The following is an 18,463-nucleotide window of genomic DNA, read 5'->3' as shown; positions in this document are numbered from 1 at the left end:
ACGCGGGATATACCGATGAAAGCAGCAGTCACTAAGATCCGCCTGCGCCGCGCTGAAGGGGGCGCGTCCTACCGCTGGGTCGAAGTCGGCTCGTGGGCTGACGCCAATTCACAACTGTGGACGTGGTCGAACACGGCGCCCAAAGGTGGCGCCTGCGACAAGTGCGACTTCGAAGTGGAATGGGAGCACGGCGGGCAGTATCACGGCCGCTACGATCTGAAGCATTGGAACGACGAGCGTCCGGACCTGGCCGCACACGTTCGCAGCAACGCCTACTTCTATACGGCGCGCCGTCAACCTTCGCACATGACGAACGCCGGCTATGCCGCTTTCCTTGCAGGCCACCAGACCATTTGCGAGGACTACGAGCGCCTGCTGCAATGGTGCGACCTCGGCGTAGATGCGCACCCGGCGAAACTGTTCTGAGAGGGAGACACAATGTTCTGGATCATTACGAACGATCATTTCGGAGACGGGCAGGTGGGCACCGGTAGATACACGACCATGGACTCGATCGTTGCCATCCGCGACACGAAGCTTCGACAGGAAGCGACGGATCGCTTTGTCGCCGAGCACCCCGAATTCAACGACGAGTTTCGACTGCTCGACGACGACCGCAATGTTTACTACACCGGCCGCTGTGTCGCGCTTGCTGACGCCGATCAAGACGCGGCATTTGAGCCGCTCGATTGGGCAATGCCGCATGCGGGCTGCACGATCATGCAATACCGCAAGGTCTGGGCGATCGTATGGGAGGATCTGTAATGCGAGTCCTCAATGCGCTGCGCGATTACCTCGCGCACTCCAAAAGCATCGCGATTCTGGAAGACGCCCAGCCTGTTGCTGACGAACTGAAGGCTGCCTATCTTGAGCTGCAGTTCGCGGACGACAAGCTACTCCATGCCGCGCGCAGGGCATACACCGATGACACCGACGACATCGAAATCAACGATGGCGCGGTCGTAGCACCGGCACCCGATGGCAAATGGATTCAGGCATGGGTTTGGATGCCGAACGATGATGACGCGTGCCGGGAGTGCGGCGAGGACAGCACGGGCGGAGAGGGTTACGACGGCCTCTGCGGAAACTGCGCGGATCGTGCGTTCGGCGAGAGCGAGGGCTGACATGGCGTGTCTCACCAATTATGCGATCCAGTGTCGCGATGTCAGCAGCGGCGAGACGGGCGACTTCCTGTTCGACACCGTCCACTGGCAGCACACGGGCGAATTCAAGGCGATCTCTCCGGTGTTTAAGGGGCTTGCCGAGCTGTTCGAATGGGACGACGAGAACGGCCGGCGCCGAGGGCCGTGCTACCTCGAGCGGGTCGAGGAGGGAGCATGCGACTGAGTCACTTTCCCTCAGCGCGGCCTGTTCCGTTCGCGATTTCGCTGGCGGGCACCACGGTTGACGACTTCGGCGACGAAGTTTGGCTGCTCGGTAGCGCGCAGTGGCGCGCGGCATCCGACTATGTGGACGAGAACTTCTTCGATCGCTCGGTCGGATTCGGCGACAACGCCTATCCCGTCATGAAGGGAATCAAATGCACCTGACCAAACGTGAGCGCCAGCTGCTCCAACATCGTATGACGGCGACGCAGCGCGTGTCGCTCGCGCACCGTTACCGTCGATTCCCGCGTAACACGGCTGAGGACGTGGATCAGCGCGGCAAGGGGCTGTTCAAGGGCAAGTGCAACCGAACTGCGCGCGACGCGCGCGGGGAAGGCATCGTCTGGTGGAATCGGTCGACGCGTGCCTACTACTGCACATGCTGCAAGGATGCCATCGACGCGTGGGTCGACGGGGACTACGGCCCGTGCTTCGAGAAGTATCCGCACGTCGCTGATGGTGTTCCGCAGGGTGATCCCGAGAATTGACACTGTCGCAACGAACAAGGGAAATGACGTGAACACGAAGGACATGAGCGTGACGGCGAACGAGGTGCGTGCAGGCGATCGGATCATCATGCGTCCGACCTGGCCCGAGGGTCGTCTTGTGGTCGACGTGTCGCACGGGCCGCGCGATTTTCAGCTCCGCATCACCTTCGATGGCGACGACGAAGCGACCGCGTTCTACAGCGTTGCCGAGCACGTCGTCGTCCGACGTGTCGCTGGAAGTGAAAGTGAAGTCACGGCGCCCGAGGGATTCCGCGTTGTCACGAAGGAAGAGTTTTTCGCGGCGCTCTATGCTGATCCGCGCGACATCATGCCGTGCATCCAGCACAGCCCCTTCTACACCACATGGGAATTCAGGAACCGCGGAGTGTGGGGCTGGTCGGCGCCTGGCTGGAAGAACCCGCGCGACGAAAAGATCTTCGCACTCAAGAACTGACGCGTATCACCGATAGAGTCGCCACCGGCCAAAGCAACATTCTGGCCGGTAGTCATCGCTCGTCTACTCTATGGGAAGATCGATTTGACGCAGATACATCTTGAAAGCATCTTCCACAGTTCGTGCGCGAACTTCAGATCCGAAATGGCGGAAATCAAATCGCCCGGCAGTGCCGATATTTGTAGTAGAGGTCGCGAGCTTATGTTCGCCGAGCTTTACCGCGTGCATCAGATCCAGATAGTTGAAGTAGTCACTGGCTTCCGTGACAAGCTCGTTGCTATTCTGCGCGTATCGAGCATTTGTCACCCATGTTCGCGCCTCTTTGAATGCCGGATGGCTATCGGCTAACATACCGTCAAATAGGTCAGGTCGCTTCAATTTAACGGTGATGAGGTAGGCCAACAGGTCTTCAGCTTCACGAGAACGCGCATAAGAAAATAGCGCACACCCGCGCTCGATATCGCGCATTGTTAGCCCGACGGTCGCCTGCCACAGTGTGAGTGATCGAGCGAATCTTGACGCAACGGAATTCCGGCCATCAAAGCCGAGGCGATCGAGAACTGACGGAATGTAGTATCTAGTGCTGACACTCGGCAACGTAAAGAAGAAGTGAACGAACTTCGACAGGTATGCCGCGCCGTCCGTCGCCGGGCCGTAGACGCCAGCGATTGCTCGATTCAACTGCTCGCGGTGGATCAGCAACACAAAGATGACGTTTGGCGTCTCGAAGAAGTGCTTGATCCGCTCGATCAAGCGGACGGCGAAGTCGGGGCGGCAGCGATCAAGCTCATCGACGAAAACGATCACCGGCTTCGATTCTTTGGTTGCCATGTCGGACAGCGATTTTCGGAATCCTTTCAACGACTCCTGTTCCTTCTTGTGGTTCTCAAGCTTTCGTTCTACCCAGTGCTTGACGAACTCCTCCGATTTCTCCTCGGCCTTCTTAATCGCAGCCTCATATTCTTCGGCGATATCGACTTCGCCAAGTGCCCACTTGGACAGCGCGCTTGTTGCTACCTTGGCCGCCACGGGCAAACACGCGGTGGCAACCTCCGCAGCTTTCTTCAGTAGTGCCTTCTTGGAGTCGCCATCAAGCAGCGCAGTAAGCTCTGCGGCAATAGGAAGAAAAGGGTCTTCCGTGTAGTCCTGTTCGAAGGCATTAATGAACGCAACTTTGTGGCCGCTGGCGCGCAGACTCTTCGCCCAATTCATTCCGAACCAGGTCTTGCCGCCGCCCCATTGCGAGTCAACCGCGATGACGGCTCCGTTCCGGAGTCTGGGAAGAAACTGTTCGATCTGGCCTGCAAGGACACTTCGCCGTAGCAGGTCGCCGTCGAAGGCGGACACATCATCCGCGAACGATTGCGTCGGAAGAGTGAGCGGCGGAAGCGAAGAATTTGTGTTCGTCATTTGGTCCCCGGTTGTTGGCGCGCAGTGGTCGTTTTGAGCCGCGCGTAATAGGCGATTGTATTGCGTGATTCTAGCGAGTTCCTTCGGATTATCGACGTGAAAAACACAGCCTGATTTCACCCTCGGAACGGCCATCAAGCAGTGTCGGCGCAAGTAATTGATTTGTAAAGAAAATGCGCCATTCTCAAGGGCCTGTCATTTCAGGGAGACTTCGCCGAGACTTCATGGCGTTAGAGTGTCGATCTGAGCACGCGCCAGCCCGTCGAAGACAGCAGGGTAGACCGAGACATCACCGAGCACAAAGCAACCGAATGCCGAGAGATCCGACATGCGCAACAGCAGCATCCGATCCCGCAAGCGGTAGGGAGAAAGAGAAGAATGGTCGATTGGCTCGATCGACGAGAAGGACGCGGAAGAGGGCAACCACACCGGCTCGGGCCGCGCTCAACACCGCTATGGATAGGAGAATGCACACGTCGTATATGGATCATCCACACATTCCCATATACACACCCATACTCGCGCGCTCATCACGTTCCACGCCGTATAAGAAAGTGGGGCGGGTGGGCCGCATCGTCATGTTAAAAACGCGCTCCCTGGAAATTTTCTTATACCGCCCGGCACCCCGCCAAGGAACGCCAATCGCTCTGCCTGCCAAGCTGGACGGGGCTTCCGAGGAATCGATCATGCCGAAAATATCCAAGGCGACTGTCGGTGTGGAGCGCCTTGGACGGCCTCGGCTCTATAAGACTCTCGTATAAGGTTGGCGCGTCGCCCTATAAGGTTCCATGGCCTGCCTTGGATCGCCGTATAAGAGTGCCCTATAAGGTGCCGCTGGTCTACGTATAAGGTTGGCATCTAGCCCGCGGACACGATCACGCGTCCTGCAGTCTTCCACAGCCCGATCTCGAGAATGAAAGCTCTTCAACACAACCGGGCTTTCACCATGCAATACCACCTCTGCCTCCCAGTTCTCGCACGCCACTTCGGTTTTCTCTATCAGGTGTTCGACGGCCAGCCCGGCCTGTTCACGACCGACGATCAGGGCAATCTGGTCAAGGTGGATCCGTTCCGCGTCACGCCGTCGCTCGCATAAGGGAGGGCGACATGCTCGAACAGCTCGAATGGTTCTGCGCCGTCATGCTCGTCATCGGTGCCGCGGTGCTCATCGGGGCGGCGTGCTGGTGGGTGATCGACTTCTTCACGGGTGGCCCGATTCACGCGGCCCGTGAGCGACGCTGCGCGATGCCGAAGCGTATCAAGTCGGTCAACGGAGGTTCGTGATGGGTGTGTCGACGCATGAGGCAGCGAACCGCCTGAGAACGTTCATCGAGCGGAATGTCTACCTCGGCGCACGGTCTGCCGGAGCATGCCCTCGCAGGGCTTATCTGATGGCCCGGCAGACCCAGCGCACGGAAGAGCGTCGCTTCGCGTCGGCGCCCTGTCATCGCTGGTATTGAGCATCGGACGGCCCGTCAGCGGCCGTCATCAGGTTGAGAAACAATTCCTTGGATAATTGTTGACTGCGGAATAATTCGTTGCAGAGAATAAATTTCTTGTGACTTATTGTTATAAGCTGTTACGTGTTGTAACATCGCGTCCTTTGAGAATAGGGGCACTGCCGGGGGATGCTATGAAAATCGTGAAATTTGACTGCCTTGATGCAAATCAAAACTTTCATGTGGTGAGGCTGGAGACGCCTTTCCCGCGTGATGAGGTCAAGCAGAAGCGATGGTTCGAGCAGGTCCGAGCGGCGTATCAAGAAGCGGGTATCGAGGTGCTGTCGTTCAGCCGTGTTGAAGAGATCACGATCGATATCGCACCGACTGAAGGCGTTGCCAAGCGCGCCCCGCGGCCAGCCAAGGCAAATGCGCTGCTGCACCGGCTGACGACGGTGTTCGGCGCAGCGACTGGCTTCGCGGCCCTTTGCATGTCCGTGATTGGCTTCGATGACGGCTTCTCGATGGTGAACCTCGTCAGGCACCTGCATATGATTTCGCATCTGGGGTAAGGGCGGATTCCCAGATTTGTCAGAATCCGTTCGATTCCAAAATCCACTGAATCCAGCCGTCTACCCGAGCGAAAAGACTCCTCGACCTGCTCGATACCATTTCGCATATAGCAACTTAGAGAGTGGAATTATGTTGAGAGTCGGAATGATTGCGGCGATCGTCGGCTGGATTTCAGCGATAGCGCTCGTCGCTTTATCAGCAATTGCATTGAGCCGGGCGGCGGATTGGCTCAATGGCATTGCACCGCGTCGATGGAAAGGGCGTCGATAAATTGGGGTGCGGGACGATAAGCTCCCGCTTACATTGACCGCCTTGGCGCAGGAAAAGCGCCACCCCTCGATCCAACCGCGCGCCAAGCATAGATCTGCAGAATTCGTGTCATCGCAGCGATGACGCTGTAACGAAATCAAAGAGAGGTCACCCTATGCTTGCACACCGCGTCTATGTCGAATCCGCCCTCTGCCGTGACGATGAAGATCGCGGCATGACCGACATGGAGCGCATGCAAGAGCACGAGGAGCTGCGCGAACTGCGCACCCGCACCGAGCACCGCCAAATGCGTGCCGGGCGCTCCCAATCGATGACCTGGACGCACTGACCGCCCGATATCGGCACTGTTTTACCTGAGTGAGCCTATCCCCGTAGCGGTGAAGCTTTTTGGCCGAGTTTGAGCGCATCCGTGCTCGCTCGGCTGCTTTTTGTCCGCCGACCTGGACCGCCGTGGAAGAGGGCGTCCACATTCCAATCTTGCTCTGCCGATTTCGGATCCAAAACGCGGCCCGGTATGGCGGTCCTTGGACGAAAACGGCGCTTTTGCATTGCGCGTCTACTTGGCCGCCCTGAGCCCGTCGCCTATCGGGCGCGCTCCATCGATCATCAGATCCACGAAGCATCGCGTTTCGTGCTCGCTGCGCCAGCAGGGCGCGCGCTAACTTCACCTATAGCAAGAGTGCGCGCACGCGCGATTACTACGGGTGTGCTGGCAGCTCAAATAGATTGCCTCTAACGCTCCTGCGATCCTCAATTAATAAGTCCTTAGTGACTTACATGTATGGTTCAATTACTATACAAACACTGCGTTACACAAAGCGACGCAGCGAACAAAAGATAAATTTCACTCTTAATAGGTAATCAAAATGAACACACAAGAAAATGTCTTCACCCTCGAAAACGTCATGACCGCAATCAACCGTGCGAATGATCGCTGGTCCAAGAAAGAAGGGCGCGCGGGTGAGTGCGAGGATCTGAAAACCGCGCGCAAGTATTGGGACGACAAGCTTTGCGTGTTCGCTGCGGGCATGCTCAAGCGCGCAAAGATCTCCGATATCGAATTCCTGTCGACCATCGCCGACAATATGGGCGTGAAAGCGGTAAAGCGCGTTTCCGAGTTCCTCGCGTGCTTGCATGCGAAAGACTACACCATGCTTGATGGTGTTACCGCGCTGTCGCTTCTGAGCGCGATTCATGCGGGTGCGGTTTCCCGTAGCGCACTGGTGTATGCGACGACGGGCAAGGGTGACGATTCGACGTCTGACGTGGTGCGCGACGTGTCGCTGGTCAATAAGCTTCGTCGTGTCATTGGTGGGGTGGGCGTCACGACGGAGGGCACGCAGAATTCCCGCTCGTTTGGTTCGAACGGGTTCTGCAAGTATCTGGGCATGGGCAAGATGGTTCGCGTAAAGGGCAAAGAAGCAACTCTGGAAGTGAACGAAAAATCCCCGTTCATCGCTGCAATCGCAAAGATGGTTGAGACTGCAAGCGACGACACCCTTTCGCTCGTTAAAGGTGCAAAAAAGGATAAGTAAATTGTGATTTAGTGGGCGCGGCATGCGCCCACTAACCCAGCCCTAAGCTAACCCACATTGCACCATGACGACCGCACATAACACCCCCTGCAAAGTCTCACGCGCCCGCGAACATGCCCGCGCTGATATGCTCGACACGATCGAACGCTCAGAGCTTGACCCATGCGCGCACGACGCCCGGATGCTCGACCAATGGGACACTGACAACACGCGTTTCGATTGTCTCTCGTTTCGTGTTGACTGGACGTTCTGATGAGTGGAGCCCGGTAGTGCATAGCAAGGAAGGTGCACTACCGGACGCGGAAATTTGTAGTCGTCAAGCCCTTTCGGACAGACGTGGGTAGTCTTAGGCAGGCACGCACTTAGTGTGGGGCCTCGTCGGAAATTTTTTGGCGGAAGAGACCTGTCCTTATACAGCCAGGCGCCGGCGGAATTGCCCTTTCCTTATAGGGCCGATTTCCGGATCGCCGCGACCTGTTTCGCTATTGCATCGATGGCCGGTTCGTCCAAGATAACAAACTGCTGGGCTCCGTTGGGATGACGGTAGTGCACTGGCTTGATGAGCTTCAGCGCTTTCTCAAGCACCCATGCGTGTGACCAGCGCTTTGGCACTTCTGGGAACGGACCTTCGCTCAACTGGCTAATGAGCCGATCGCCGTCAATGCGATGCCGCGACGCGTTAGCGAAGAGGTCAGCCTCCGATAGAGGGCCGAGTGAATCAGCGATTTCTGCGACACCGACGACTGTGCCGGTCCCCTTCGCGATAAGCCCGATTGGGCCGCGCGAGTGAACATGGCAAGACCGCATCTCCCAAGTTTTCTCCCCGGCCAGAATTTTGTCGATGTGCGGAGATGCAACAATCAGCGCCTTGGTAATGATGTTCATTCCACCGCGCCGTCCGCTTTCATCTGACGGAGTGCGCTGTCGATGTGATCCCAGCAGTATGAGTAGCCGAATTTCCAGGCTGATTCTTCATCGTAGGCGGCTGTATTGTTGTAGATTTCGTTCTCGATTGTCTGTCGAATGGGTTCGACGTATTGATTCTCCATCGGGGCAGAGTAACGCTTGCCTTTGATAGCCATCCGGTAGTAGGCGGCCCCCATTCTGCCAAACACTTTGCAACTTTCGACCTGATTGTTGAATTCGACCATGTTCCCCGGCGGCAGCGCGAAGGCCGAGCTCGATGCAGCGAGCAAGGCGACGGCGATCATTTTTCTCATAGCTTCTCCATCAATTACCACGCAGACCATTCTGAATTCCCGAGCGCTGCGTCTGCGAGCAGTGCATCGGCCACCTTTTCCACGTCATCTTGCTCGTCCGCCGGCAGTTGCGTGCGAGCGGAGCGGGGCGAGTCATCAGCCGACTGCGCGGCAGCGAACCGCTGGGACTCGGGCATGTTCGAGTCGCCATGCTTCGCGCGCCACTCCAACACCTGCTCGATGTCCTTGAGCGTGGGCTCCGTCAAATCGAGCGCGAACTTGCGATACACCCGAATCCGCTGATCGGGCTTCATCGCCAGAAGGCTACGGTCGCTCAGTCTATCGAGCCACACTTGGCGTGACTCGGGCAATACGTGGCTGTGGGGCCGGTAGTTTACCCGTGACAGCAAAGTTGCGAGCGCAACTACGCCATCGTGGCCGATGTCCAGGTCAGCGGTGATTTCCGGCAAAAGCGCCTTCGCACGCTGCATGAGGCTTACGATTGGGCGTGGCATGGCTTTCCCCAAATGAGAAAGGGCTCCGAAGAGCCCTTGAATCGTTGTCTATACGGTGAAGTATAGGCGGTGCGCGGTCGAACTATGCAGCTTTCTTGAAAGCTGAGTAGTCAAAGTCCGCCACGATGTTCTCCGCGAACCCCGGCGTGTTCTTGATGATCGCGACCCGCTCGTTCTGGTGGTCGCGAAGGGTCTGGTTGTTCGCCTCGATGAAGTCCACGACGAACGCGACGTTCGGGCCGAACTTCTTCGCGCGCAGCCCGCGGCCGATCCGCTGCCTGGTCTGCACCTCTGCCTTGCCGCCGCCGGCGAGCACGATCAGGCCGACTGCCGGCACGTCGACGCCCACGTCGAGGATGGTCGAGCCGATCACGCAGTCGATGCGATCGTCGCGCAGCGCGTTCAGCGCGGCCTGTCGCTCCTTCTGGTCGTGCTCACCGAAGATGAAGTTGCAGCGCACGCCGGCGGCCGTCAGCAGCTCGGTCAGGCGCTTGCCGTGCTCCTTGCGGCCGACAAGCACCATCGCCCGCAGCCCGTGCTTCGCCGCGCGCGCGACCTCGTAGACGATCGCGTGGTTGCGCTCGTCGTTGTTGACGATGCCGACCTCGTAGCACTTGGGCCAGGGCGTCGAGCGGAACAGCCGATGCGTGAACACCTTGCCCTTCACCTCGGTCTGGTATTGCGGTGCGTGGTTCTGGAGCGGGATGAACTTGAAATAGGGCGTCGCGAGCACGCCAAGGTCGATCAGCTGCTTCTCGGTCACCGTGATCGCAACCGGCCCGCTGCACGCCTCGAGACGCAGGTTCGCTTCAGGGCTGTCCTTCATGAACGGCGTCGCGGTCAGCGCGAGCCGGTAGTGTGCGTTCGTGCAGTGGCGCATCAGCTGGTAGAAGCCCTCGCCTGACACCTCGTGCGCTTCCTCGAGAATGACGAACTCGATCGTCTTCAGCCACTCGATGACCTCGTCGCGCCGCTTGTTGTGCTCGCGCACCTTCGCCTGAATGTCGGCGACCACCTGCGCGTCCGAGGGCCGCTGTGCCACGAGCGTCTTGCGCAGCGTGGCGGTGGCGGCGCTGACCTCGGCCGCCTTCAACCCCTGCTTCTTCAGCCGCGTGGCCTGTTTCTCGACCTCGCGGTCCTCTGCAGCGTCGCGGTTTTTCAGGTAGGCGAGCATTTCGCCTTCCTCGGTCCAGAGTTCGACCGCCTGCGCGAGCGTCTGCACCATGCCGGCTGTGAACTGGCGCGAACCGTCCCACTTGCTGTCGCCGATGATGCCGGCCGTCTCCTTCAGGTTCGACTCGACCGCGTCGGCCATCTGGTAGAGCAGGATCCCGCGCGTCGTCAGGAACAGCGTCTTGCGGGCGATGCGTTTGTAGCAGATGCGCGCGATACGCGACTTGCCGCCGCCGGTGGCGACGCGGGCAATGATCTGCCGGTGCTTGACCAGTTTGTCCGCTACCTCGGGCTGGTAGCTGTAGCGCGGGTCATAGCCGAACTCGTCGACCTCCGGGCGCTCGGGGCCGAGCGGCGCCGGCGCGGCGTTGCGCACCACGTTCACCCGGTAGCCGGCCTTCAGCAGCTTCGCCTGCACCTTGTAGATGAAGCCCGCCGGGAACGTCCCGCTGTTGTAGTCGAAGAAGCTCGAGCGGCCATCCCAGCTCGTGCCCTTGAATGCCTGCGAATACTGCGCGCCGTCGACGAGATAGGACAGCGTCTCGCGCACAAGCAGCTTCGCTTCTCGACTGCCGCCGATCAGCTTGGCATTCACCGCGCTCGCGGCGATTGTGATCCCGTTTGTCATATGCCTTGCCTTACAGGAGGTCCAAAAGTATAGTAAGCAGTGATTTAACTTACGCTCACCATTATGGCAGGTTCAGCTACCCACATCCAGGTTTCGCAGGCGACCGTCCCGATCGACATGCTGCGACCGAACCCCTGGAACACCAACCACATGAGCCCGGAGAACGAAGCGAAGCTGGACGCGTCGCTGAAGCGTTTCGGCGGGCTCTACAAACCTGTGGTTGTCCGAACTGTCGACGACGGCGCGTTCGAGATCCTGGGCGGCGAGCACCGCTGGGAGAGCGCGAAGCGGATCGGTCTGACGGAGGTTCCGATCATCAACGTCGGCCGCATCAGCGACAAGGCGGCGAAGGAGATCGGCCTCGTCGACAACGGTCGCTACGGCGAAGACGACACCCTCGCGCTGTCGCGCCTGCTCAAGGAGCTCGGCAACGACGTCGCCGAATTCCTGCCCTACACCGACGGCGAGCTCACCGACATTCTCATGGCTTCGAGTATAGATCTCGACGAGCTGGATTCTGATGCTGAACCGCAGATGCCTGAGCTGCCGAGCGCAGGTGCCACGCATCAGGTGATGCGCTTCAAGGTGCCTGTCGAGGATGTCGCGTGGATCACGTCCGCGATCGATCGCGCCTCGCGTGAACAGGGCTTCACGCAGGAAGACTCCATGACGAACGCCGGCAACGCATTCGTCCATCTGATGAAGGCATACAAGTGAAGCGATACCTCGGAACCAAGATCGTCAACGCCGAACCGATGACGCGCGGCGCCTACAACACGTTGCGTGGCTGGACGGTGCCGGCCGACGAGAACCCGGCCGACGAGGGCTATCTCGTCGAATACGCAGACGGCGGGGCAGCCAACACGGCGCTCTATGCCGGCTACGTCAGCTGGTCGCCGAAGGCGGTGTTCGAGCGTGCATATCGGCAGGTCGAAGGCATGACCTTTGGCGATGCAATCGAAGCACTGAAGGCAGGCAAGCGAGTCGCGCGGGCAGGATGGAATGGGAAGGGCATGTGGCTCGCGCTCGTGTTCGGCTACGACTACAACCCCGATTCGCGCGCGGGTTCCGTGCACGCTCTCGGCTGCGAGAAGTTGCCCTGGATCGGCATGAAGACAGCCGACGAGAAGTTCGTGCCGTGGCTCGCGTCGCAGACCGACGTGCTCGCTGAAGACTGGACGATGACCGCATGAAGCCGACCGGTTTTGCCCGCATCCCGCGCGCTGAGTTCCTCTACCCGGAGTGCCAGCGCTGCTACTTTCACAATCGCGAGCCGGCCATTTGCGAAGCGTGCGATAGCGCTTCGCAATTCGAGCCGGAGGACACCACGGAACACCTCTCCGCGCGTCGCTCCGCGATCGTGCAGTTCTACCGAAACAAAGAGGCAGCATGAGCCGAATTCATCCCCGAGTTACCCGTCGTGAGGGCACCTGGAAGGTCGCCGCGCTGATCCCGTATGCGAAGAACGTAAAGAAGCACGACGACGCGCAGGTGAGCAAGATCGTCGAGTCGATCGAGCAGTTTGGCTGGACCCAGCCGATCGTCATCGACGACCACGGCGAGATCATCGCCGGCCACGGCCGCCGGCTGGCGGCAATCAAGCGCGGCATGGAAGAAGTGCCCGTCGTGATCCTGTCAGGTCTGACCGACGAAGAGAAGCGCGCGCTGCGTCTCGCCGACAACCGCACGAACGAAGGCGGCATCGACACGATGATGTTCCGCGAGGAAGTGGCCGGCCTCGAATCGCTGCTGGTGGGCATCTTCGACACGAAGGAGCTCGAGTTCTCCGCTGCAGATCTCGGCGAGCTCAACGTCGACGCATTCGTGCCCGACGTCGCGGAAGCAGTCGAGCAGCAAGAGCAAGAGGCGCACGCGAAAGCGGACGCGGTAAGCGCGCGCCGCGTGCCGCTCGCGAAGGTGTTCGGGTTCAAGGACATCGCCGGCACCGACGAGATCCATGTGTCCCGATTCATGGCGCGCGTCCAGGCAGAAACGGGGCTGGCCGGCGCAGACGCGCTGATCGCTTTTATCCGGCATAGCACATAAATCATCTGTGATTTAAAACATGAAAGCGCATTCCACTGACAAGCACTACCGCGGCATGCCGACGCGCATTCGAATCGGCAACGTATGGTTCACGCTCAAGCTGATCGATGAAGACGCAGGAGTTGCTGGCGGTTTCTTCGGGGCTGCCGCGCCAAGCCGTCAAACGGTATTGATCGCGGGCGGGCAGTCGCCGGCCAATCTTGCCGATACATTCATCCACGAGGTGCTGCATTGCATTCTCTGGCTGTGCAAGACCCAACGTGACGAAAAGCACGATGACGAGGAGGAGTTCTACGTCACGCACCTTGCCCACGGTCTGTGCCGCTTCTGGCAAGACAACCCGCAGGCAGCCGCATGGTGGGCGCGTGTCAACTCGATGGAGGTGGCGTGATGAGCACTTACCTGATTGACAAGCGGTTCCACACCCGCGTCGCGCGATCGCAGCGTGTCGTCGAGGTGGCAGAGGCATTCGGCCTCGGCCTGGACGACAAGGAATTCGTGATCTTCGACGAGCTGAATCTGGAAGTGGAGCAGGGCGACGTCGTTTACATAACCGGCCAGTCGGGCGCGGGCAAGTCGCTTCTGCTGCGCGAGCTGTCCGACCAGATGGACGCGGCCGGCAAGAAGGTCGCGAACCTCGACCACGTCCACCTCGAGCCCGACGTGCCGCTTATCGACCAGATCGGCACGTCGACCAACGACGCGATCCGGCTGCTGTCGATCGCCGGGCTGAACGACGCCTACCTGTTCATCCGCAAGCCCGGCGAGCTGTCCGACGGCCAGCGCTACCGCTTCCGGCTGGCGAAGGCGATCGAGAGCCAGGCTGACGTCTGGGTGGCCGACGAGTTCATGGCCGTGCTCGATCGCACCGCGGCGAAGGTGATCGCGTATGCGGTGCAGAAGACCGCGCGCAAGGTCGGGGCGACGGTGATCGTTGCGACGACCCACCTCGACCTCGTGGAAGACCTCCAGCCGTCGCTCTACATCGAGAAGCGCTATCGCGAAAAGCTGCGCGTCGAGACGTTCAAAGAGCTGAACGCGGCCGCCGCCGGCGAGCGCGTGATGACGCGCGACGAGGCATTCGAACTCCTGAAACGGATGGCATGATGAAACAGATCTACGACAAGCTCCTCATCGGCTCGGGCGCCGCGCCCGAAGTCATCATCTTCACCGCGCCGTGGTGCGGCCCGTGCAAGATGCTCAAGCCGGTGCTGCAGACGCTCAAGGCCGACTACGGCTTCAACTACACCGAGATCAACGCGGCCGACATCAGCACGGCAGACCTGGAGACGCTCGGCGTGCGCGGCGTGCCGAACGTGCGAGTGCTCCAGGGCGGCGTCGTTAAGGCGCAGTTCTCCGGCGCGCGCACCAAGGCGCAGGTTGAGGACTGGCTGACCTCGTTCGGCGTCATCGCGCGGGGGCTGACCTTCGAATGAGCACGCCGGCCACCGCATTGAACCTTGCCGGACCGATCACGGCATCCGACGACCGGGATAGCCCGATCCTGGCGTGGCGCGATCCGGCGGCCGGCACGCGGCCGCTGTCGCTCGTCAAGCACATGTATGTGGAGCGGGGCACGCTGGAAGACTGGCAACTGCTCCACGAGCTCCACTACAAGGCATCGAACAACGGCATCGGCCCGCGCTACATGCGCCTGGTCGTCGATGACGGCGTCGCGCCGGCCCAGACGATCGGCGTGATGGTGTTCACGGTGCCCAAGCCGCTCGACTCGGGCCGAAATCAGGTGTTCCCGCATCTGCGTCCGAACCAGAACGGCCGCGACACGAAGCTGATGAACGTGCAGCGCATGGCCTGGATCAACAAGAACCTGATCCTGTCGTCGCGCACGGTGCTGGACACGATGTATCGCGGCGGCGGCATCGCCTATCGGTTCAAGAACCTGGCATACCGCCTGATGGGCTTTCGCTACGTCGAATCACGCAGCTCCATGAGCCGCTACAACCCGTTCTCGGCGAAGGCCGGCATGCGGTTCGTGAAGCCGAAGTCGGCGCCGGCGTTCGAGTCGGGCCTCGCGTTCTTCGCACGGCACTTCAAGAGCCCGGCCTACGACTACGTCGCGATCAAGGCAGAGATCGAGGGCATGCCCGACTACCTGCGCGAGCACACGCTGAAGGAGCTCCGCGCCTTCTACTACCGCAACAGCTCGATGGAGAAGTCGGGCGACAACCGGCTGAATGGCACTTCACGCGTCGAGCAGATGGAGCTCGGCTACCTCCTGAAGCAGACGCAGCAGCTCGTGTTCGGCGCGACGGTGTATGCCGCGTGGGTGAACCCTGATTGGGACGCGGCAACCGGCGCCATGCGCGCGCTGCCGGCACGCCTGCCGCTGTCCGCGTTCGACATGCAGGGTGTTGACGAGCCACTGCGGCTCGATCTGCTGGAGGCCGCGGCGTGAACCTCACCGTCAAGCAGATCGAGATCATGAAGGTCGTGGTGGCGGGCAATGCCGCGGACGCCACATGGTCGCCGGCCGACATCGACCAGATCCTCGAGCGGCTGCCGTATCGCACCACGAAGGAGAGCCTGCAGTTTTCGCTGCGCGCACTCGAGAAGCACTGCCTCATCGACCGGGCCGCCACGGAACACCGCCGAGGGCGCGTTAGGCGGCTCGTGGCGCCCACGCCGACGGGTAGTGCCGTCATTGCCGGGACGCCGCGGCCGGAACCCGCCAGCGCGCCCACCGTGCGCCCGTCGGCCCCGGTCGTGAACGAGGTAAGCGGTGAGTTATCTGAGCCGGTGCTTCCGGAGCTCGTGACGGTCGAGGAATTTGATGTCGAGCCGGGCTTCGTCGAGGAGGTGCTGATGGACTGAGGCACGCTATCTTACTGAATGCTTTCGAATTGAGACTCCGGCGCCGGAGTCTCCAGCGAACCACCCAAAGAACCGAGGAATTATTACGAAATGCTTTACTTGTCACTTATCAGGCATTCCCGTTCCGCGTGCCTCTGGAAGACGAAATATCGTTTGTGTTCAGAAAGATACTGATTACTTGTCACTTTTTGGGTATTTCCGTGGCTTGCTGTAAGAAAAGTAATGTCCTCTCCCGCGGTCTTTCACATTTCTTTCAACTTGTCACTTTTTGGGTGTTCCCTATATATAAGAACCCTTTTTAAAACCTTTACTGTATTTTCATTGATTGACTGAAAGGTTTTGGAAAGGTGTTCCGGCGAGCATGACGGGAGGGTGAGAACGATGTGCGGGACGGGGACGGCGCGGCCGAATTGCGTCGTAAAAAATAAGTCGGCAGTGATTTACAATCGCGGCCTAATTGGGATATGCTTCGCTTTCAGGTTTACGCATATCTCCAAGGGGCACGCCGATCACGGGTGCCCCTATTTTTTTGTCGGGAGCATTGATGGCTGAGCAGAAGACGCCCGGTGCGAAGAAGGGCACGAAGGCTCTGACCGAGAAGCAGCGCGCGGAGGTGATTGCCCTGTGGCAGTCGGGGGATGCGACGCTCGAAGAGCTCGGCGAGCGGTTTGGGCGCACTCCCCGAGCGCTGATGATGATGTTCTCGAAGGCGGGGGTGAAGAAGGGCGAGAAGCGCGCCGAAGTGCATGCAGCGGTGCAGCAGAAGGTCGCTGAACAGATCGCGGGCGACGCGACGGTCATCGCCGGCAAGATTCGCGAGACGAAAGACAGCCACTACAGCGCGGCGAAGGTCATCGCGCAGCTGATCCAGAACCAGCTCGTCAAGGCTCAGCGCGACGGGCAGGCGTTCGCCACCGTCCAGAACGAGATCAAGACGCTCAAGCTCGCGGCCGAGGCGCTGTCGATCTGCCGCGCCGAGCGCTTCGAAGTGCTGGGCATCGCGAACGGCGAGAAGGACGAGATTGGCGACCTGCCCGAGCTGCCGATCCACGAAATGACCGCGGACCAGATCCTCGAAATGCAGCAGCGTCAGGAGGACGGCGGTATCGACGTGGCGGCCGATGAGGCAATGACGGTCGACTTCGACGAAGTGCCGGCGGGGGTGGCTGATGAAGCTGCGTGAGCCCGGCCTGCCGACCGCGAAGGCGGCAACACCGATTCAGTCCGAGGTCGAGGCGATCTTCCTCCATCCGAAGCAGATGGAGGTGTTCCAGTCGCCGCACCGCTTCCGCGTGGTTGTTGCAGGCCGGCGCTGGGGCAAGACCCAGCTCGCCAAGGTGTCGCTCATCAAATACGCCAAGGTCGCGCGCCGGCTGATCTGGTATGTCGCGCCGTCCTATCGGATGGCGAAGCAGATCATGTGGCCGGACCTGATCGCGGCACTGCCGCGGCGGTGGGTCAAGAAGATCAACGAGACGACGATGTCGATCTTGCTGGTCAACGGCACCCGGATCGAGCTGAAGGGTGCCGATAACCCCGACTCGCTGCGCGGCGTGGGCGTCCACTTTCTCGTCATGGACGAGGTGCAGGACATCAACCCGGAAGCCTGGTCGAAGGTGCTGCGTCCGACGCTGGCGTCGACGGGTGGGCACGCACTGTTCATCGGCACGCCGAAGTCCTACAACTTCCTCTACGACCTTTACGCGCTCGGCCAGAACCTCGAGAACCAGATGCTCGGGCGGTGGAAGAGCTGGCAGTTCCCGACCATCACGTCGCCGTTTATTCCAAAGTCCGAAATTGAGGCCGCCAAGGCCGACATGGGCGAGAAGGAGTTCGCGCAGGAGTTTGAGGCGAGCTTCGAGACGATGAGCGGCCGGGTCTACTACCCGTTCGATCGGAAGACGCACGTCGGCGACTACCCGTTCAACCCGTCGTTGCCGATCTGGGTGGGGCAGGACTTCAACATCGACCCGATGTCGAGCTGCATTTTGCAGCCGCAGGAGAACGGTGAGGTCTGGATCGTCAACGAGCTGAGCCTGAAGAGCTCGAACACGGAGGAGGTGTGCGACGAGCTCGAGCGCCTCTACTGGAAGCTCATGGGGAACATCACGATCTTCCCCGACCCGGCCGGCGGCTACCGGCAGCACGCGCGCGGTGAGTCCGACCTGGACATCTTCGTGCAGAAGGGGTTCAAGAGGATCCGCTACCACAAGAAGCACCCGCCGGTCGCCGATCGCGTGAACGCGGTGAACCGGATGCTGCGCACCGCTGACGGCAAGATCCGGCTGCGTGTGGACAAGCGCTGCAAGGAGGTCATCCGGTCGCTCGAGCAGACGATCTACAAGGAAGGTGGGCGCGAGGTCGACAAGGATTCGGGCTTCGACCACATGGCCGACGCGGTGGGCTACCCGGTCCAATACATGTTCCCGGTTCGTGAGGTTCAAGTGATGGGCGTTTCGCTGTAATTGACTTGATAAGTCAGTGGTGATTTAATTGATGCTGGCCCGAGAGATAAG

The 18,463-nt window shown here is 60.0% G+C and carries 28 protein-coding genes; 23 read left to right on the top strand and 5 right to left on the bottom strand.

Annotation, left to right across the window (positions count from 1 at the left end):
- The first annotated feature begins 15 nt into the window (after positions 1–15).
- Genes ACTJLD_RS22170 through ACTJLD_RS22140 form a run of 7 tightly spaced genes read left to right on the top strand, consistent with a single transcriptional unit; the run spans position 16 to position 2,327 of the window.
- Positions 16–426 (top strand): hypothetical protein, encoded by a 411-nt coding sequence (locus ACTJLD_RS22170; RefSeq protein WP_440659695.1) that lies wholly within the window; start codon positions 16–18, stop codon positions 424–426.
- A 12-nt stretch (positions 427–438) separates the two neighbouring features.
- On the top strand, positions 439–765 hold the full coding sequence (locus ACTJLD_RS22165; RefSeq protein ID WP_440659694.1) for a hypothetical protein: 327 nt from the start codon (positions 439–441) through the stop codon (positions 763–765).
- Positions 765–1,124, top strand: a complete 360-nt coding sequence (locus tag ACTJLD_RS22160; RefSeq protein WP_440659693.1) for a hypothetical protein — start codon at positions 765–767, stop codon at positions 1,122–1,124. Before ACTJLD_RS22165 ends, ACTJLD_RS22160 begins: the two co-directional genes overlap by 1 nt.
- A 1-nt stretch (position 1,125) precedes the next feature.
- Positions 1,126–1,347 (top strand): hypothetical protein, encoded by a 222-nt coding sequence (locus tag ACTJLD_RS22155; protein ID WP_440659692.1) that lies wholly within the window; start codon positions 1,126–1,128, stop codon positions 1,345–1,347.
- Positions 1,338–1,550 carry a hypothetical protein gene (locus ACTJLD_RS22150; protein ID WP_440659691.1) on the top strand — a complete coding sequence of 71 codons (213 nt, stop codon included), beginning with the start codon at positions 1,338–1,340 and terminating at the stop codon, positions 1,548–1,550. The genes ACTJLD_RS22155 and ACTJLD_RS22150 overlap by 10 nt, the downstream gene beginning before the upstream one ends.
- Positions 1,541–1,873 carry a hypothetical protein gene (locus ACTJLD_RS22145; RefSeq protein ID WP_440659690.1) on the top strand — a complete coding sequence of 111 codons (333 nt, stop codon included), beginning with the start codon at positions 1,541–1,543 and terminating at the stop codon, positions 1,871–1,873. Before ACTJLD_RS22150 ends, ACTJLD_RS22145 begins: the two co-directional genes overlap by 10 nt.
- Positions 1,874–1,901: 28 nt before the next feature.
- Positions 1,902–2,327: a hypothetical protein gene (locus tag ACTJLD_RS22140; RefSeq protein WP_440659689.1), complete on the top strand. Its 426-nt coding sequence runs from the start codon at positions 1,902–1,904 to the stop codon at positions 2,325–2,327.
- Between the two features lie 63 nt (positions 2,328–2,390).
- On the opposite strand, the gene ACTJLD_RS22135 is transcribed toward ACTJLD_RS22140, so the two are convergent.
- On the bottom strand, positions 2,391–3,737 hold the full coding sequence (locus ACTJLD_RS22135; RefSeq protein WP_440659688.1) for a KAP family P-loop NTPase fold protein: 1,347 nt from the start codon (positions 3,735–3,737) through the stop codon (positions 2,391–2,393).
- Between the two features lie 946 nt (positions 3,738–4,683).
- Between ACTJLD_RS22135 and ACTJLD_RS22130 the strand changes: the two genes are divergently transcribed.
- The 5 genes from ACTJLD_RS22130 to ACTJLD_RS22110 all read left to right on the top strand — a co-directional run bounded on the left by ACTJLD_RS22130 (position 4,684) and on the right by ACTJLD_RS22110 (position 7,554).
- A complete protein-coding gene (locus ACTJLD_RS22130) occupies positions 4,684–4,833 on the top strand; it encodes a hypothetical protein (protein WP_440659687.1) in 150 nt (49 codons plus the stop codon).
- An 11-nt stretch (positions 4,834–4,844) separates the two neighbouring features.
- Positions 4,845–5,021, top strand: coding sequence for a hypothetical protein (locus tag ACTJLD_RS22125; protein ID WP_440659686.1), 177 nt, complete (start codon positions 4,845–4,847; stop codon positions 5,019–5,021).
- A 349-nt stretch (positions 5,022–5,370) separates the two neighbouring features.
- Entirely contained in the window at positions 5,371–5,748 is a 378-nt protein-coding gene (locus tag ACTJLD_RS22120) for a hypothetical protein (protein WP_059608950.1), read from the top strand.
- A 425-nt stretch (positions 5,749–6,173) separates the two neighbouring features.
- Positions 6,174–6,347 (top strand): hypothetical protein, encoded by a 174-nt coding sequence (locus tag ACTJLD_RS22115; protein WP_155753740.1) that lies wholly within the window; start codon positions 6,174–6,176, stop codon positions 6,345–6,347.
- A 538-nt stretch (positions 6,348–6,885) separates the two neighbouring features.
- Entirely contained in the window at positions 6,886–7,554 is a 669-nt protein-coding gene (locus ACTJLD_RS22110) for a hypothetical protein (RefSeq protein ID WP_440659685.1), read from the top strand.
- Positions 7,555–7,998: 444 nt separating this feature from the next.
- Here the strand turns inward: ACTJLD_RS22110 and ACTJLD_RS22105 are convergent, their stop codons facing one another.
- The 4 genes from ACTJLD_RS22105 to ACTJLD_RS22090 all read right to left on the bottom strand — a co-directional run bounded on the left by ACTJLD_RS22105 (position 7,999) and on the right by ACTJLD_RS22090 (position 11,069).
- On the bottom strand, positions 7,999–8,439 hold the full coding sequence (locus ACTJLD_RS22105) for a hypothetical protein (RefSeq protein WP_440659684.1): 441 nt from the start codon (positions 8,437–8,439) through the stop codon (positions 7,999–8,001).
- Positions 8,436–8,774 (bottom strand): hypothetical protein, encoded by a 339-nt coding sequence (locus ACTJLD_RS22100; RefSeq protein WP_440659683.1) that lies wholly within the window; start codon positions 8,772–8,774, stop codon positions 8,436–8,438. The genes ACTJLD_RS22105 and ACTJLD_RS22100 overlap by 4 nt, the downstream gene beginning before the upstream one ends.
- Before the next feature lie 14 nt (positions 8,775–8,788).
- Positions 8,789–9,244, bottom strand: coding sequence for a hypothetical protein (locus ACTJLD_RS22095; RefSeq protein WP_440659682.1), 456 nt, complete (start codon positions 9,242–9,244; stop codon positions 8,789–8,791).
- Between the two features lie 106 nt (positions 9,245–9,350).
- Positions 9,351–11,069, bottom strand: coding sequence for a DEAD/DEAH box helicase (locus tag ACTJLD_RS22090; RefSeq protein ID WP_440659681.1), 1,719 nt, complete (start codon positions 11,067–11,069; stop codon positions 9,351–9,353).
- A 117-nt stretch (positions 11,070–11,186) separates the two neighbouring features.
- Between ACTJLD_RS22090 and ACTJLD_RS22085 the strand changes: the two genes are divergently transcribed.
- The 11 genes from ACTJLD_RS22085 (at position 11,187) to ACTJLD_RS22035 (ending at position 18,412) form a co-directional block, all read left to right on the top strand.
- On the top strand, positions 11,187–11,786 hold the full coding sequence (locus tag ACTJLD_RS22085; protein WP_440659680.1) for a ParB/RepB/Spo0J family partition protein: 600 nt from the start codon (positions 11,187–11,189) through the stop codon (positions 11,784–11,786).
- On the top strand, positions 11,783–12,262 hold the full coding sequence (locus ACTJLD_RS22080) for a DUF2829 domain-containing protein (protein ID WP_440659679.1): 480 nt from the start codon (positions 11,783–11,785) through the stop codon (positions 12,260–12,262). Before ACTJLD_RS22085 ends, ACTJLD_RS22080 begins: the two co-directional genes overlap by 4 nt.
- The gene (locus ACTJLD_RS22075) at positions 12,259–12,462 is read left to right on the top strand and encodes a hypothetical protein (RefSeq protein ID WP_059789225.1); all 204 of its coding nucleotides are present in this window, start codon (positions 12,259–12,261) and stop codon (positions 12,460–12,462) included. Before ACTJLD_RS22080 ends, ACTJLD_RS22075 begins: the two co-directional genes overlap by 4 nt.
- On the top strand, positions 12,459–13,115 hold the full coding sequence (locus ACTJLD_RS22070) for a ParB/Srx family N-terminal domain-containing protein (RefSeq protein ID WP_440659678.1): 657 nt from the start codon (positions 12,459–12,461) through the stop codon (positions 13,113–13,115). The genes ACTJLD_RS22075 and ACTJLD_RS22070 overlap by 4 nt, the downstream gene beginning before the upstream one ends.
- Positions 13,116–13,134: 19 nt before the next feature.
- The gene (locus ACTJLD_RS22065) at positions 13,135–13,506 is read left to right on the top strand and encodes a hypothetical protein (protein WP_440659677.1); all 372 of its coding nucleotides are present in this window, start codon (positions 13,135–13,137) and stop codon (positions 13,504–13,506) included.
- Positions 13,506–14,222: an ATP-binding cassette domain-containing protein gene (locus ACTJLD_RS22060; protein ID WP_440659676.1), complete on the top strand. Its 717-nt coding sequence runs from the start codon at positions 13,506–13,508 to the stop codon at positions 14,220–14,222. The genes ACTJLD_RS22065 and ACTJLD_RS22060 overlap by 1 nt, the downstream gene beginning before the upstream one ends.
- Complete coding sequence (locus ACTJLD_RS22055) at positions 14,222–14,551, top strand: thioredoxin family protein (RefSeq protein WP_440659675.1); 330 nt, start codon at positions 14,222–14,224, stop codon at positions 14,549–14,551. Before ACTJLD_RS22060 ends, ACTJLD_RS22055 begins: the two co-directional genes overlap by 1 nt.
- Positions 14,548–15,531, top strand: a complete 984-nt coding sequence (locus tag ACTJLD_RS22050; RefSeq protein WP_440659674.1) for a hypothetical protein — start codon at positions 14,548–14,550, stop codon at positions 15,529–15,531. Before ACTJLD_RS22055 ends, ACTJLD_RS22050 begins: the two co-directional genes overlap by 4 nt.
- The gene (locus ACTJLD_RS22045) at positions 15,528–15,947 is read left to right on the top strand and encodes a hypothetical protein (RefSeq protein ID WP_440659673.1); all 420 of its coding nucleotides are present in this window, start codon (positions 15,528–15,530) and stop codon (positions 15,945–15,947) included. Before ACTJLD_RS22050 ends, ACTJLD_RS22045 begins: the two co-directional genes overlap by 4 nt.
- Positions 15,948–16,491: 544 nt before the next feature.
- Positions 16,492–17,130 (top strand): hypothetical protein, encoded by a 639-nt coding sequence (locus tag ACTJLD_RS22040; RefSeq protein ID WP_059858208.1) that lies wholly within the window; start codon positions 16,492–16,494, stop codon positions 17,128–17,130.
- Positions 17,117–18,412 carry a phage terminase large subunit family protein gene (locus tag ACTJLD_RS22035; protein WP_196488584.1) on the top strand — a complete coding sequence of 432 codons (1,296 nt, stop codon included), beginning with the start codon at positions 17,117–17,119 and terminating at the stop codon, positions 18,410–18,412. The genes ACTJLD_RS22040 and ACTJLD_RS22035 overlap by 14 nt, the downstream gene beginning before the upstream one ends.
- Positions 18,413–18,463 lie beyond the last annotated feature (51 nt).

This window comes from Burkholderia sp. 22088, assembly GCF_052045915.1.
In the GTDB taxonomy this organism is placed as follows: Bacteria; Pseudomonadota; Gammaproteobacteria; order Burkholderiales; family Burkholderiaceae; genus Burkholderia; species Burkholderia cepacia.
This window is presented reverse-complemented; position numbering and strand designations above follow the sequence as displayed.